Below are 14,625 nucleotides of genomic sequence, written 5' to 3' on the forward strand. Positions count from 1 at the left end.
GATCTCATTTATTCATTTAAAATAAAGAAGGCTTCATCTCAAAGGGTGAAGCCCTTACTCATTTAACAATCTCTCAAAAACTCCCGGCATCACCAGACGACCACCGTCTACACCAAAATCCTCTATAAACCACCAAGCCGATAGCACACTATGGCAATACGCCCACGCCAACACTCTCTCTTTTTGCAAAGATAGCGCCTTCGTCAGCCCATCGACCCGCTGCTTCATTACCTCTTCTACCCCATCCTCTGGCAAATGGTTCAGCAAAAACGGAATCACCTCGTATTCCCTCTCCCCGATCAGTCCTTTTGGATCAATTGCCAACCACGGCTCTCTTTCTGCGCGCAAAATATTTTCATGATGAAGATCACCATGCAACAGGCACAGTTCTTTTTGTGTGGGGAGAAGCTTTTTGTACCATTGCATAGCCCGCTCCACCATTTGCTCGGGAATCGGTCCTGTCCCCCCTTGGAAATGAGGGCGAAGCTTTTCCAGTCCCACAGCCCAGTCTGCTATCGTCGGAAACGTAGGCGCAAGCTTGCCACCTTTCGAAACGGGTGTATGCATTCTTTTGATCACGTCCGCCAAGCATTGCATTCGCTCATCTTCGCTACTCAGCTTGTCCAGCGTCTCTCCTGGCATGATGCGCTCCAAAAGCATGATCCCTTTTTCCTCGTCCGCATCGAGCAGCTGCACCATTCCCCTGCCTGCAAAAGCCCGAATCGCTGCCAGCTCTCTCTGCCAATCCAGTCCAGGCACTCCCAGCTTCAGCACCGCGCTCCTCCCATCCTGCAACACAACTGGTGCTACAAAGTTATAGGAGAGTGGAAACGGCTCAAGCACTTTTAATAACCACCGTGCTTCGCATTCGGCAATCAGCTCATGAAAGGAATTGAGCCAGAGACGACCTGCTTCTTCATGAACGCTCACAACTGTTTGGGTAAAATGGGTCGGCAGTGAAATCATTAAGAATCCCTCCTCGAACTACTTGCAAAACATCCTTTTGCATTAGCTTTCAAGCTGTTCCTTTACCGCAGCCGCGTAAGAAGAAGCGCATTTCCAGTCAAGCGCCTCTGGAGCCATCCCAGCTTCGGAAAAAATGGCGGGGAATTTCAGCTTCACCTATGAAACACTCCATCGAAACCTCAACGTTTGAAGCGCTCCCGCCATTTTTTCCGAAGCGGCCAGTGAATCCCCCTTGCGGGGCGTAGGCCGAAGTGCAGACTGGAAATGCGCTTCTTCCCCACCACAGCCACTTCACCAAAAAGGGAGCAGCTTGAAAGCCGCCCCCCCTTTATTTCCCGGAAAATGTTAGGACAGTCGTCCCATCAAGCGCTCCATACGTTCCAGCGCCTTCTTCAACTGCTCCATCGATGTTGCATAAGAACAACGAATATGTCCCTTTCCGCTTTCACCGAACACATCTCCAGGTACGACTGCTACCTTTTCCTCCATCAGCAGCTTCTCCGCAAACTCAGAAGAGCTGAGACCTGTTGAAGCTACAGATGGAAATGCGTAGAATGCTCCGTCCGGCTCATGGCAAGTCAAACCGATATGACGGAATCCATCTACCACATAATTGCGGCGCTGACGGTAGCTCTCGATCATTCGTTCCATATCCGAACGTCCATGGCGCAGTGCTTCCAATGCAGCCATCTGAGCCATTGTCGGTGCACACAGCATGGTGTACTGATGGATTTTCAGCATGCCTGCGAGCAAATCAGGTGACGCGCAGACATATCCCAGACGCCAGCCGGTCATCGCGAATGCTTTGGAAAAACCGGAGATCAGGATCGTCCGATCTTTCATCCCTGGCAGAGCCGCGATACTTTCGTGCATGCGACCGTAGGTAAGCTCCGCATAAATCTCATCGGAGATCACCATAAGGTCGTGCTTTTCAATGATCGGCAAAAGTGTTTTCCACTCTTCAGCCGTCATCGTCCCCCCGGTCGGGTTATTTGGATAGCAGAAAATGATTGCTTTAGTACGCTCGGTGATGTGCGTCTCCAGCTCTTGCGGTGTCAGCTTGAACTGGTTTTCCATCGTTGTTTTCAGGAAAACCGGCACCCCGCCAGCCAAGCGAATGACTGGTTCATAGGAGACATAGCAAGGCTCTACGACCAATACTTCATCACCTGGATCGAGAATGGCACGAAGCGCGATATCAATCGCTTCGCTGGCACCAACCGTCACGAGAATTTCTGTCTCTGGATGATAGCTGACCGAAAAACGTTCTTCCAAGTATTTCTGAATTTCCACGCGTAATGGTAGCATACCTGCATTGGATGTATATGCTGTATGTCCACGCTCCAAGGAAGAAATCGAAGCTTCTCTCATGCGCCAAGGAGTGACGAAATCAGGCTCCCCTACACCTAAGGAAATGACTCCCTCCATCGATGCTGCCAAATCGAAAAAGCGGCGAATTCCTGATGGCTTCAACGATTGAACTGTACTGGATAAACGGTTTTTGACTTTGACTTGTGTACTCACGGCGTAACCACCATTCTGTGATCTTCGTCACGATCTTCCAGCTCAATGCCATCGTGCTTGTAGCGTTTCAAAATAAAATGTGTAGCTGTTGAGACAACTGAATCGAGAGTGGACAACTTTTGCGAAACAAAAGTGGCTACCTCTTTCATCGTTTTGCCTTCCAAAATAATCGACAAGTCATAGCTTGCACCAGACATCAAGTAAACAGCCTTCACTTCTGGGAAACGGCAAATTCGCTCTGCCACTTCATCAAAGCCGACATCGCGCTTCGGCGTCACTTTCACATCAATCATCGCGTTCACGTACGGATGATCGTCCACACGCTCCCAATTCACCAGCGCTGGATATTTGACAATGACCTTCTCGGCTTCCAATGCTGCAATCGTCTGCTCAACGACCTCGGTTGGCTCTCCGATCATTTTTCCGATTTGCTCAGCGCTCATGCGACTGTCTTCTTCCAACAGGTGCAACAGCTCTCTTTGCTTCAAGCGATCCATGCCCCACCACTCCAGTTTTCTCTTTATTTTTTACATAAGTACGTGTTCAAGTAGTCGACTTTTTGAACGACGTCAGAAAGCAAAAAGCCCCAGCAACCAGACTCATGATTTCCATGAATCCGGTTGCTGAGGCGAAGGTATCGCGGTACCACTCAGCTTTTTTGCCCCTTTCACAAAAGGCAAACTCGTGCTGTCTACGTAGACATGCGCCCCATAACGTGGGCCATCCGCTGCTTTCTACTTGGCATTTTCAAAAGCAGAGCTCCAAGGTGGCTTTCAAAAAGAGTTCGCGGCTGCCCTCTCAGCTAACAGGCAACTCTCTGGACGTCAAAATCCCTTTTTTACTTTCCTTTTCACGGCTGTGTTAGTTGTTTTATTGAATGTCTCAGATTATAAATGACGGTTTCTCTCATTGTCAACCAACAACTTCTGTCTGCTGAACCTCTTTCAAACCGTTAGGCAACCAGACGCGAAACACCGTCCCTGTTCCCAAGCTGCTTTGTACGTCAATTTTTCCACGATGATTTTCTACGATGGATTGGGTGATCGACAGCCCCAGCCCAGCACCTCCGCTTTTGCGCGCACGCGAGGATTCAATCCGGTAGAAACGGTCGAATACATGTGGGACATGCTCTGGTGCAATTCCGACCCCATTATCTTTGATCGTCAGTTCAATCCCATTGGCAATCTTGCCCAATGTAAGCCCGATCTCACCATTCACAGAGTCAGTATGCTGCACCGCATTTTGAAACAGATTGAGAATAACTTGCTTCATTCCGTCACAGTCGAAAGCAACCGTAACATTCGGTTCTACGCGGAAATGAACGTTTCGGTCTCCGGCCAGCACCAAGAGCTGCGACTCCATACTGTGCACGACTGCGTCCAACTGCCCTTCTTGCAAAAGGAAAGCCGGTTCCCGATCCATCCGAGCCAGGTACAGCAAATCGTTGACGAGTTTGTTTAGCCGCTCTGTCTCGCCGTGCATGCTTTTCAATGCTTTCTGTAAATGTTCGGGATTTGCTGCCGCACCGCGCAACAGCACCTCCAAAAAACCATGGATGGATGTCAGCGGTGTTCGCAACTCGTGCGAAGCGTCCGCTACAAAACGCCTCATCCGCTCCCCAGCTTCCTGCTCAGTTTTAAAGGAGGTTTCCAAGCGTTCCAGCATTCCGTTAAAGACCGCCGATAATTGATCAATCTCCATTTGGCCTTGATCCATTGGCAGTCGCTCATCCAAATTACCCGCATTAATCCGCTCAACGGTAACCTCAATACGCGAAAGTGGGTTCAGCGTACGACGAAGAACAGGCACATAGGTTAACAAACCTATAAGCAAGGCGAGTGCAGATGCAGAAAAGAAAATGATCAACTGTGGAAACAGCACCTCTCGCATCGAGCCGACAGGGGTGCTCAGCTGTACAATTCCTTGCAGCTGATCAGGTGAACGGATGGGTGCCAGTACGACCAAATAATCCGTACCAGTACTACCTTCCAAAATTTTGTATTTAAAAGTACATACGCCACTAGCCAAGATCTCGCGGTATAGACTCTCCGGAAAGCGCGGGGAATACCCTTCGCTCGGATTCGTAAACAGCTCCGTTACATTTGCGTCGTTGTCAATAAAGGCATACTTGATATCGGGTGTATGCAAGGAAAGCAACGCACTGACATACTGATCGTTCTTTGGGAGCGTTTCCGTGTCCTCCAAGACCTGATACGGAAGAGTGACTGCCAGATTTAACAAGCTTTCCGCTTTGCTGCGATACAAGAATTGCTCCATCAATAAGTATTGAATCATTCCAATTAGAAGCAGCAACCCAGATAAGATAAATAACGAACGAGACAGCAGTTGATAACGCAAAGAGTTCGGTTCTAGGAAGGAGGACCATTGATTGTTTCGATTCTTCTTCATACAAAATCAACCCGATAGCCCGCACCGCGCAATGTGCGAATAATCCGATGCTGACGATCGTTCAATTTATCACGCAGGGAACGAATGTACACCTCGACAATATTCTCCTCCCCACCGAAATCATAGCCCCACACGTTATCCAGAATCATTGGTTTACTCAGCACCAAGCCGTGATTTGTCACCAAATATTTCAGCAAAGCGTATTCCGTTGGCGATAGCTCCAGAAGCGTGTCCACGTAGGTAATTTCTTTTCGCCTGTCATCGATCTGAAATGGGCCGAGGTGTAACTTAGAGAGCAGATGTGGGTAATGATTACGAATCCGCGCATGGATACGGGCAAGCAGCTCTTCAAAGCTAAACGGCTTGATCATATAATCATCGGCACCGAGAGTCAGCCCTTTTACCCGATCCTCCACGTCTTCTCTGGCTGTCAGCATAATCGTCGCTACATTCTGTATCTTTTTCAGCATCCGGCATACCTCGAAGCCATCCATGCCAGGCATCATCACATCGAGAATGACGACATGCGGCTGATGCTCCTTCACCATGGTCACGGCCGTCATCCCATCTTGTGCCGTCAATACTTGGAAGCCTTCATTCTCAAGACCCATCTCCAAAAATTGCAGGATGGTCGGCTCATCATCGACAAGCAATATTTTAATGCCTTTGTTTAGGCTCATTTCTTTCACCTCACCTCTATTTTACCTGAACAGGATAAGCGTAGCTGAATGTTTGCTGAATATCCCCTGAGTACGAGCTGAAAGCTTTTTGTAAAATAATAAACCAAAAAATGTAAATTAAATAGAAAAACGTTGATCATTCTCTTGCCCTTGCACGTTCAACAAACTTTCAGCCAGCTTTCAAGACCCACTCAGCTTCCTCTCTCATAATGATCCTTGCGAAGCCAAATACATACGCCCCAAGTCTGAACACTTCAAAAACATGGAGGTTATCCAATAATGAAAAAGAATTCGGTTATCCTGACTGCCTCAGTTGCCACACTCGTGGTTGGTATCGGGGGTTACATGCTCTATGACTATTTTGTGGGAAACCATGTGGAGATCCGGCCTGCAGCTGCGGTAGCCGTAGCCTCATCTACCGCTTCCTCTACGCCTCTGACAGCAGATCAACTGAATAAAAAATGGACGATTAATGACCAGTCCAAAGTCTATTTCTCCGTAACAACGTCGAAAGAAACGGTAAACTTTGAAATGGACGGCATTACTGGCAGTTGGGATGTGAACCTCTCTGCACCCGACCAAATGAAAGCAACAGCTTCTGCTGACTTGAATAAGCTGAACTCCGGTAATGAAAAACGCGACACCCATATCAAATCTCCTGATTACTTTGATACGGCCGTCCATCCAGCTGCTACTTTTGAAGCGAAATCTTTTGAAAACTGGCCATCCACATGGACAGAAGGACAAAAGGCTTCGTTCACCATCAATGGCGTCCTGACCGTAAGAGGAATTGCCAAAGACGTAAAAATTGATGCTGACGCGATTTATTCCCAAGGCAAGCTGCAATTGGAGGGAACTTCCGTCGTAACGTTTGGTGACTTCGGATTGACTAGCCCTCATACGATCGTGGCCAAAGCAGAGGAAAACATTACGATTACACTGAGACTCGCGTTGGATGCTGTTTAATCAGTCCTTTTCGCGCGAACTGCTTACGGAGACGTCTGACCTTCACAGGCGTCTTTTTTCACAGAATTTTACATTGTAATATTGACATTGTTAAAACAATATCATAATATGAAAGTATAAGAACAGATTCGAGCAAACGGAAAGGATGATCTTGTGAATACGTCTCCCCTTCGAGCCAAACGCATCCACTTTCGTACCAAAAAGTACCGCTCGCCGGATGGACTTCCGACAGATATTTGCCTTTTTACGATCCTTTCCATCCCGCGCCAAACGAAAACCAAATCGTTGCCACTCAAGCAATTGGCCGTTCTTCTGATCAAGCGAAAGAGCAACACATTTGGAGAGCAATGGGCCTTGCCTGGCGGTTTTTCCCATGAATCAGAGACACTGGACGAATGCGCCTATCGTGAGTTAAAAGAAGAGACGAACATTGACCGCGATGTACACATCGAACAGCTGAAGACGTACTACAAGCCGGGAAGAGACCCTCGTGGTTGGATCCCAAGTGTTGCCTATGTCTCCCTCGTTCATGAAGACTTATTAAAGCACGCACAGGCAAACGACGATGCATCAGACGCGCAGTTGTTTCCGATTGAGGAAGCCTTTGCCCTCAACCTCGCTTTTGATCATCGTGAAATTTTGACTGACGCCTTACAGCGCGTTCGTGAGCAGATGCTGCAAACGACTATCGCCAAAGCATTTTTGCCAGATGAGTTTACCTTGAGTGAATTACTGCAAGTGATCGAGACCGTCGTTCCATCCTTTTTGGCAAAAGATCGCGGCAATTTTGAGCGGCGCTTACTTGCGACAACCAGACGGCAAGGACTTCTCGAGCCAGTTCTATCAGCTGACGGACAGCCTGTCTACTCGACCGAGTTTTCGAATTCGCCAGCTAAGCTCTATCGCTTTACTGGCTTTACGCCAACTGCCATGATTTACTAAAAAAGTCCACATTCAGGAGGTTTTTTCTATGAAAGCTTTGATTGTGATCGACTACACGAATGATTTTGTTGCGACAGATGGTGCATTGACTTGTGGAGAACCTGGTCAGGCTATTGAAGGACGCATTGGAGAGCTGATCCGTGACTTCCTCGCAGAAGGCGACTTTGTCGTCATGGCAGTCGACGCTCATCGCGAGCAGGACCCGTACCACCCTGAAACCGGACTCTACCCTCCGCACAATATTATCGGTACGGCTGGCCGGAATTTGTATGGCAGCATTCAGGAGATTTACGAGGAATTCGAAGATACGATTCACTGGATGGATAAGACGCGCTACAGTGCTTTTCAGGGCACCGACCTTGCGCTATTGTTGCGCACGAGAGGCATCACTGAGATTCATCTAGTAGGTGTCTGCACAGACATTTGCGTGCTGCATACAGCGATTGAAGGCTTTTATAACGGCTTTTCTGTCGTCATCCACGAGGATGCAGTAGCGAGCTTTCTTCCCGAAGGTCACAAATGGGCTCTCGGTCATTTTCAAAACCAGCTTGGCATGACTGTTCGAAAAAAATAACGGGCTCATGACGATAGGAGGCAATTTTTATGCGAATCGGTATTTATGGCAGCAGCTTTGACCCCATCACGTACAGTCATTTGTTCACGGCTGCGACCGTCGCTCATCGGAGACGACTGGACAAAGTCATTTTCGTACCCTGCTCTTCAAAGCGTCATGATAAAAAATTGCAGACAGAGGACGCCCATCGCTTGCACATGCTCAAATTGGCTTTGGCTGGCAGTACACACAAAACAAACAAAGCTGGCGAACCTCTTTTCGAGATTTCAACAGTCGAAATGGATGCCTTGCCAGGTGAAACCTATACGTACGATACGATGATGCACATGAAAAGGAAGTACCCGAACGACGAGCTCTTTTTCATCATGGGATCGGATTTGTTAGAGGGACTATCGAACTGGGGCAACGCTGAAAAGCTAGTCGCAGGCTTCAACTTCATCGTGATGTCGCGCGAAGGCTATCCGACAGCTGACCTGATTGCGGATGACGCGCTGCTGCGCAATCATGACGAGCATTTCCTCATTATGAGCAAGGGCATCAACATGGGAATCAGCTCTACCTACATCCGAGACGAAATCCGCAAGGGCGGCGATCCCAGCTTCCTGTTGCCCGATGCTTGCCTTCAGTACATTTATGAAAATGGAATCTACAAAGAACCCTCCGTATAGTCTCCATAAGAAAAACAGCCGACCCTGTGTGAAGTGTCGGCTGTTTTCTTTGTTTTCTCCATCAACGATTGAGATGATTGGCAATTGCAGGCTGTCGCATTTTTTTCTGATAGTTCACTAAGCATATACTGCACACGATCAATACCAGACCGGCGATGAGGGAATACGTTACCGGCTCGTCCATGAAAATGGTACCAGTGAAGACTGCGATGAGCGGCACGAGAAACGTAAAGGCAGCCACCTTGCTCGCTTCGCCTGCATTCACGAGTCCAAAGTAAATGACAATGGCAATCGGCACACCAAATGTAGCTCCATAACTGAGACCGATCAGATAGGGTGCATTCCAGACGATGTCGGACCAGCTTTCTACGCCTGTCCCCAGAAGAGTTAAGGCCGCGCCACCGATGATGCATTGCATGGCAACCATCCACAGCGAATCTACCTTGGCACTGACTTTTTTCACATAGATCACGCCCATCGCCCATGTCAGAGCCGTCAACAAGCCTAAAATGACGCCCACGATGGAAACCTGTCCAGTCAGTCCATCTGCACTGACCGCAAGTATCCCGAGGAATCCCATGATCAGCCCAATGATTTTGAGCACCGTCATGCTCTCACCCAGCCACAACCAGGCAAAGAGTCCAATCAAGATTGGCTGGAAGTACACCAACACAGAGAATAATCCACCTGGCAAATACACGAGTCCAACCGTCTGAATGCCGTAAAAGCACAATGTATTCAGAAAGGCAGATATACAATAGCGCAACCAGTTTTCACGCCAGTTGATCTTTTTCCATTTCGGTAAAATGAATAAAGCAAGCAGAAGTCCACCAATCAGCGAACGCATTCCTGCGAATAAAATCGGTGGCGTATAGGCGAGTGACATTTTGTAGATCGACCAGCTTAATCCCCACATCAACACCAAACTTGCAATCGCGACAACAGTCTTACCCGAAAACTTTCCCACAAGGGGCCTCCCTTTCTAGCTGCACACTTGCACTTATGTTTTTGTCCGCCTCCTATAGTACCACACAAAAGAAATAGCCGGATGTTCTCACCCGGCTTTCCTTCCTGCCATATTAATGCAGCTCTTGACGCAATAACTGATCGAAATCATCTGTCGGAAGCGGTTTGCTGAACAAATAGCCTTGACCGTGGTCACAGCCATTTTCCTTCAAAGCCGCTACTTGATCATGGAGCTCAATTCCCTCAGCGATGACATTCATATTGAGACTTTGTGCGATGGTAACAATCGCTTTTACAATCGCCTGACTCTCTTGGTTGTGGTGAATGTCGCGAATAAACGAGGCGTCAATTTTGATCGTATCGACTGGCAAGCTTTTAATATAACTAAACGAGCTATAGCCTGTCCCAAAGTCATCAATCGAAATTTGGATTCCAATGTCCCGAATCTGTTGCAGAACTGCCGTCGCCTCTTCCATTTTGACAAAAATGCTCTCCGTAATCTCGAGCTCCAGCCAATGAGGAGACAGTTGTGTTTCCTGAAGAATATCCTTGATCATCTCGACCAGATCTTTTTGATAGATCTGTCTCGCTGACAAATTCACAGAGACCTTCAGCGTATATCCTTGATCGTGCCAGTTTTTGTTTTGTTTGCACGCCTGTTTCAAAATCCATTCCCCAAGCGCCAGGATCATCCCTGTCTCTTCAGCGATTGGAATAAAGCGATTCGGCGGAATGATGCCCAGCTCTGGATGCACCCATCTGACGAGCGCCTCCATGCCTGTCATCGCACTTGTCGCGATATCGATTTTGGGCTGGTAGTAAATTTGGAACTGCTCTTGTTCAATGGCTTTCCGCATCTCATTTTCCATCAAGATACGCTCCAGCGACTTCGCCTCCATCGTCGGATCGAAAAAGTCATAGCCATTCTTCCCGCGCGATTTCACGGTATACAATGCTGTATCGGCTCTTTTCAACAAATCTTCGGGATTGTCCCCATCCTGCGGGTACAAGGCGATGCCGATGCTGCACGACACGTTGAATACATGGCCCTCCAATTCAAACGGCCGCTGCAACTGATACATGATCTGCTCTGCCAACGCAGTCGCTTCGTTGCGATCTAGCAGTTGGTTCTGCATAATCGTAAATTCATCTCCACCCAACCTAGCCACAACATCTCCTGGCTTGAGACATGCCTGTAGACGCTTGGATGCTTCGATCAGCAACATATCCCCTACATCATGACCGAATGAATCGTTCACATCCTTGAAGCGATCCAAATCCAAAAACAGCACAGCCAGACTCGATTGGAAACGCTTGGCCTGCATCATTTCCTTGCTGAGCTGTTGGACATACATTCGTCGATTCGGCAGATCTGTCAACGCATCGTGATAAGCCAAGTGGTGAATCGTCTCTTCGGACTGTTTCCGGTCGGTGACGTCACGGGTAACGAGAAGCAGCTTGGTTACATTTCCTTCTTCATCCATAATCGGATTGATTTTGCTTTCCGTCCAGATAACATCGTTTCTTTGGGTATTAATTCGGCATTCTACCATGTATTCCTTACGCGTAGAGAAGGCATGCTGAATCGCATAAGCAAAAATATCTCGGTCATCCTCCACAATCCACTCGAACAGGTTATGGATTTCCTCATCAGGAACGGTATGCTCCCATACGCGCTTGTGAGACGGAGACAAATAGAGAAACTCCCCATCCAGGTTGATGATGCTGATGATATCCGACGTGTTTTCTGCGATGATGCGATACTTTTCTTCACTCCGCTTGAGCTCGTCTTCCATCTGCTTGCGAGCTGTGATATCACTGCGAATGGAAAGGTATTGATAGATTTCGCCCGCTTGGTTCTTAAATGGCACAATGGTTGTATCGACCCAATAATAGCTGTCATCCTTTGCGCGATTGCGAATTTCACCCCGCCAGACCTGACCAGCTCGAATACAAGCCCACATTTCTTTAAAAAAGCCCTTCGGATGGTAACCCGAATTAAGAATCCGATGGTCTTTTCCAATCAATTCGCTTCGTTCGTATTTCGATATGCGGCAAAATTGCTCATTTGCCCGCAAAATAATCCCCTTATGGTCCGTAATTGCCAAGATCGTGGATTGGTCCAAAGCGTATTTGACATCTGCCAGCTCATTCACAACCATGTTCAGCTCACCATCTTTTTCGCGTAGTAGCCCTACCCAATCTTGGGGTGTCAGTGAAGACATCGTTTGGTTTTTCATTTCCATCACCTGCTTTGGATACAGTCAAAAAAAATGATCCTTACAGAAGGATCGTAACGTTCTGAATACAAGTTCGTTCCATTTTACCATGTTTTTCCGAAAGATCAACGAAAACAGCTGCAGTAGAAATTACATTTTTGCGAAAAAAATGAACCAGTGCAGGTAGCCTGGCTCACTTTTTTCAACAATGGGTATAAACGGGTTGCATTCCTTACAACCGGGCAAGAATGCTGCGATTAAGGTCTGCGGTAGAATTGCTTCCAGACAGCGCCATCGCAACGTCAAATTCATGAATAAGTGTATCTAACACACTCGCTACGCCTTGCTCTCCGGCAACAGCCAATCCATACAAGAATGGACGACCAATCAGAATGGCATTCGCCCCTAAAGCAATCGCTTTAACGACATCTGCTCCTGTACGCACGCCACTGTCGAGCAAGATAGGTATTTTGCCAGCTACCACCTCGGCAATCGCTGGCAACGCATCCAGCGTAGAAATGGCGCCATCCATCTGCCGCCCCCCGTGATTGGAGACGATGATTCCATCTACACCATGCTCTAGGGCAAGGCGCGCATCATCCGGATGCAAAATGCCTTTTACCAAAATCGGCAGACGGGTATGCTCACGCAAAAAGGCGATATCGTTCCAATTCAGTGCTGGATGATAAATGTTTTTCAACACTTCCTCCACTGCATTCTCCGGTGTTACCTCAGGGAGTCGCGAGCAAAAAACAGGGTCGGTCAAGTAATTCGCCAGTCCTCTTCCTTCGCGCAGTGGCGAATACCCGTTGCGGAAGTCTCTGCGCTTCCACCCTAGCATGACGGTATCTACCGTGAGGACAATGGCAGAATAGCCTGACTTTTCCGCTCGTCTGACCATGCTCGCAGAAACCTCTCGATCGTTCGACCAATAGAGCTGGAACCAGCGATATGCCTCGCCCATCACTTCAGCAATCTGCTCGAGTGAGTGGGCGGAAACTGTACTGGCTACGAACGGCACTTCAGCTGCTGCTGCCGCCTTGGCAGACGCCAGCTCTCCATCGGGATGTGAAATCGTCTGCATGCCTACAGGTGCCAAAAAGATCGGTGTGCGCAACGCTTGATTGTACATCGAAATACCAAGCGTGCGATTCGTTACATCCCGCATCATCCGTGGAATGATTGCCCAACGAGAAAAAGCTGTCCGGTTTTCTACCAGTGTTTCCTCTGCCCCTGATCCCCCGGCAACATAATCAAATGGCCCATCTGGCAAAACCTCTCGCGCCTTTTTCTCCCAATCCTCAATAGAAATCGGCAGTGCCTGCGTGTCCTTGTTCACACGGGTAAATAAGAGTGATTCCTCATTTGTTTTCGTCATCTGGTTTGCTTCCTTTCTACGACGTCTTTCATCTTTTTTATCTCAATTCACATAAATTCGCAATAGTCTTAATCTAAACGCTATTGTCGAGCTTGTCCACTTTCACACACGCCTTTTTCAAGGCTACTTTTTCTTTTTGCACTTTCGGGCTGTGCGACGGACCCGTTTCTTTTCCTTCACTGTCTTCATTCCAGCAGCCCCTGAACCCACCCATGTATTGGTTTGGCTATTTTCATTGATGACCTTCACTACATTGCCGCTATTGTTGCCACCCGAACCGGAAAACGATTTGATTACACTTTTCGGAGAGTTGTTTGCCGTATCGCCAAAGTTGATATTCCCGACATTATTGGTAATGGTCACCTTGCCTATAAAAGTTGGCAAAACTCCTCCCTCCCCGTTGCGTAATCGCTTATTCCCATCCTATTCGAACGGTTTTGCGCCCGCTTGGACGATGGTCGAGGGCATTTGTCCGATGAGTCTTAGCAAAAAAAATCTCCCCGAGTAGACAAATCTACGCGAGGATAAAGAATATCTTACTGTGCGGTATAACCGCCATCGACCAGCAGGCTTGTCCCAGTGACGAAGGAGGCATCGTCGCTGGCAAGGAACAGAACGGCTTGAGCGACTTCTTCTGGTTTACCCAAGCGTCCCATCGGATGTAACCCGATCAAGTGCTCATTCAAAGCCTCATTGCGCCCAGCAATTAGTGGTGTATCAATGTAGCCCGGGCAGACCGCATTTACACGAATCCCTTGCTTGGCATACGTAAGTCCCAGTGTCTGGGTCAGGAGCTTCACGCCACCTTTCGCGGAAGAGTATGCTGTCACACCAGCTTTTCCGGCATGGCTATGGATCGAGCCGCAGTTGACAATCGCGCCGCCAGTCCCTTGCGCCAGCATTTGCTCGATGACATATTTATCGCACAAGAATACGCCAGTCAGATTGATATCAATTGTTCTTTGCCAGTCATCCAGGCTCAACAGATGACCAGGTGCGTCTTTCGCGATACCCGCATTGGCAAACAAAATGTCTACCTTTCCGTACTTTCCTACAGTGGCGCTCACCATATTTTTTACTTCGTCTTCTTTCGTTACGTCCGTTTTCACGAACAACGCATCGAAGCCCGCTTGATTCAGCTCTTCCGCCAATTCATTTCCACGTGGGGAGAAGTCAGCAATCACGACTTTCGCCCCTTCTTTTGCGAAGAGACGGACGGTCGTTTCCCCGATTCCACTTGCTCCACCTGTTACGATCGCTACTTTCCCTTCGAGTCTCGCCATGGTAAACGCCTCCATCTATTATGTCTCTTGTACCTGATCTCTTGCCTTGC

The 14,625-nt window shown here is 48.2% G+C and carries 14 protein-coding genes and 1 other annotated feature; of the genes, 4 read left to right on the top strand and 10 right to left on the bottom strand.

All coding sequences use genetic code 11. The features are described from left to right. Positions 1–54: 54 nt before the first annotated feature. The 5 genes from HPY31_RS19760 to HPY31_RS19785 all read right to left on the bottom strand — a co-directional run bounded on the left by HPY31_RS19760 (position 55) and on the right by HPY31_RS19785 (position 5,579). Complete coding sequence (locus HPY31_RS19760; RefSeq protein WP_172142115.1) at positions 55–966, bottom strand: aminoglycoside phosphotransferase family protein; 912 nt, start codon at positions 964–966, stop codon at positions 55–57. A gap of 345 nt (positions 967–1,311) precedes the next feature. Next, the gene (locus HPY31_RS19770) at positions 1,312–2,490 is read right to left on the bottom strand and encodes an aminotransferase (RefSeq protein WP_016741642.1); all 1,179 of its coding nucleotides are present in this window, start codon (positions 2,488–2,490) and stop codon (positions 1,312–1,314) included. Further along, positions 2,487–2,987: an Lrp/AsnC family transcriptional regulator gene (locus HPY31_RS19775; protein ID WP_007722565.1), complete on the bottom strand. Its 501-nt coding sequence runs from the start codon at positions 2,985–2,987 to the stop codon at positions 2,487–2,489. The genes HPY31_RS19770 and HPY31_RS19775 overlap by 4 nt, the downstream gene beginning before the upstream one ends. A 124-nt stretch (positions 2,988–3,111) precedes the next feature. Further along, positions 3,112–3,353, bottom strand: a binding site (T-box leader). 49 nt (positions 3,354–3,402) lie between these two features. Continuing rightward, positions 3,403–4,899, bottom strand: a complete 1,497-nt coding sequence (locus HPY31_RS19780; protein ID WP_172142116.1) for a sensor histidine kinase — start codon at positions 4,897–4,899, stop codon at positions 3,403–3,405. After that, entirely contained in the window at positions 4,896–5,579 is a 684-nt protein-coding gene (locus HPY31_RS19785) for a response regulator transcription factor (protein WP_172142117.1), read from the bottom strand. The genes HPY31_RS19780 and HPY31_RS19785 overlap by 4 nt, the downstream gene beginning before the upstream one ends. 279 nt (positions 5,580–5,858) lie before the next feature. On the opposite strand from HPY31_RS19785, the gene HPY31_RS19790 reads away from it, so the two are divergent. From HPY31_RS19790 to nadD, 4 genes are all read left to right on the top strand, one after another. Then, a complete protein-coding gene (locus HPY31_RS19790; RefSeq protein WP_172142118.1) occupies positions 5,859–6,545 on the top strand; it encodes a YceI family protein in 687 nt (228 codons plus the stop codon). Between the two features lie 153 nt (positions 6,546–6,698). Next, a complete protein-coding gene (locus HPY31_RS19795) occupies positions 6,699–7,487 on the top strand; it encodes an NUDIX hydrolase (RefSeq protein WP_172142119.1) in 789 nt (262 codons plus the stop codon). Positions 7,488–7,515: 28 nt separating this feature from the next. Then, positions 7,516–8,061 carry a cysteine hydrolase family protein gene (locus HPY31_RS19800; RefSeq protein ID WP_007729905.1) on the top strand — a complete coding sequence of 182 codons (546 nt, stop codon included), beginning with the start codon at positions 7,516–7,518 and terminating at the stop codon, positions 8,059–8,061. Between the two features lie 29 nt (positions 8,062–8,090). Continuing rightward, positions 8,091–8,729, top strand: a complete 639-nt coding sequence (nadD, locus tag HPY31_RS19805; RefSeq protein WP_172142121.1) for a nicotinate-nucleotide adenylyltransferase — start codon at positions 8,091–8,093, stop codon at positions 8,727–8,729. A gap of 61 nt (positions 8,730–8,790) precedes the next feature. Here the strand turns inward: nadD and HPY31_RS19810 are convergent, their stop codons facing one another. From HPY31_RS19810 to HPY31_RS19830, 5 genes are all read right to left on the bottom strand, one after another. Further along, the gene (locus tag HPY31_RS19810) at positions 8,791–9,696 is read right to left on the bottom strand and encodes a DMT family transporter (RefSeq protein ID WP_172142123.1); all 906 of its coding nucleotides are present in this window, start codon (positions 9,694–9,696) and stop codon (positions 8,791–8,793) included. 112 nt (positions 9,697–9,808) lie between these two features. Next, the gene (locus HPY31_RS19815; protein ID WP_172142124.1) at positions 9,809–11,935 is read right to left on the bottom strand and encodes a bifunctional diguanylate cyclase/phosphodiesterase; all 2,127 of its coding nucleotides are present in this window, start codon (positions 11,933–11,935) and stop codon (positions 9,809–9,811) included. A 211-nt stretch (positions 11,936–12,146) separates the two neighbouring features. Then, positions 12,147–13,292 (bottom strand): alpha-hydroxy-acid oxidizing protein, encoded by a 1,146-nt coding sequence (locus HPY31_RS19820; RefSeq protein ID WP_172142125.1) that lies wholly within the window; start codon positions 13,290–13,292, stop codon positions 12,147–12,149. A 123-nt stretch (positions 13,293–13,415) separates the two neighbouring features. After that, positions 13,416–13,676 (bottom strand): spore germination protein, encoded by a 261-nt coding sequence (locus HPY31_RS19825; protein WP_172142127.1) that lies wholly within the window; start codon positions 13,674–13,676, stop codon positions 13,416–13,418. Between the two features lie 152 nt (positions 13,677–13,828). After that, positions 13,829–14,575, bottom strand: a complete 747-nt coding sequence (locus HPY31_RS19830) for an SDR family NAD(P)-dependent oxidoreductase (protein WP_172142129.1) — start codon at positions 14,573–14,575, stop codon at positions 13,829–13,831. Positions 14,576–14,625 lie beyond the last annotated feature (50 nt).

Origin of the sequence: Brevibacillus sp. HB1.3 (assembly GCF_013186635.1) — a bacterium.
Taxonomy (GTDB): Bacteria; Bacillota; Bacilli; order Brevibacillales; family Brevibacillaceae; genus Brevibacillus; species Brevibacillus brevis_D.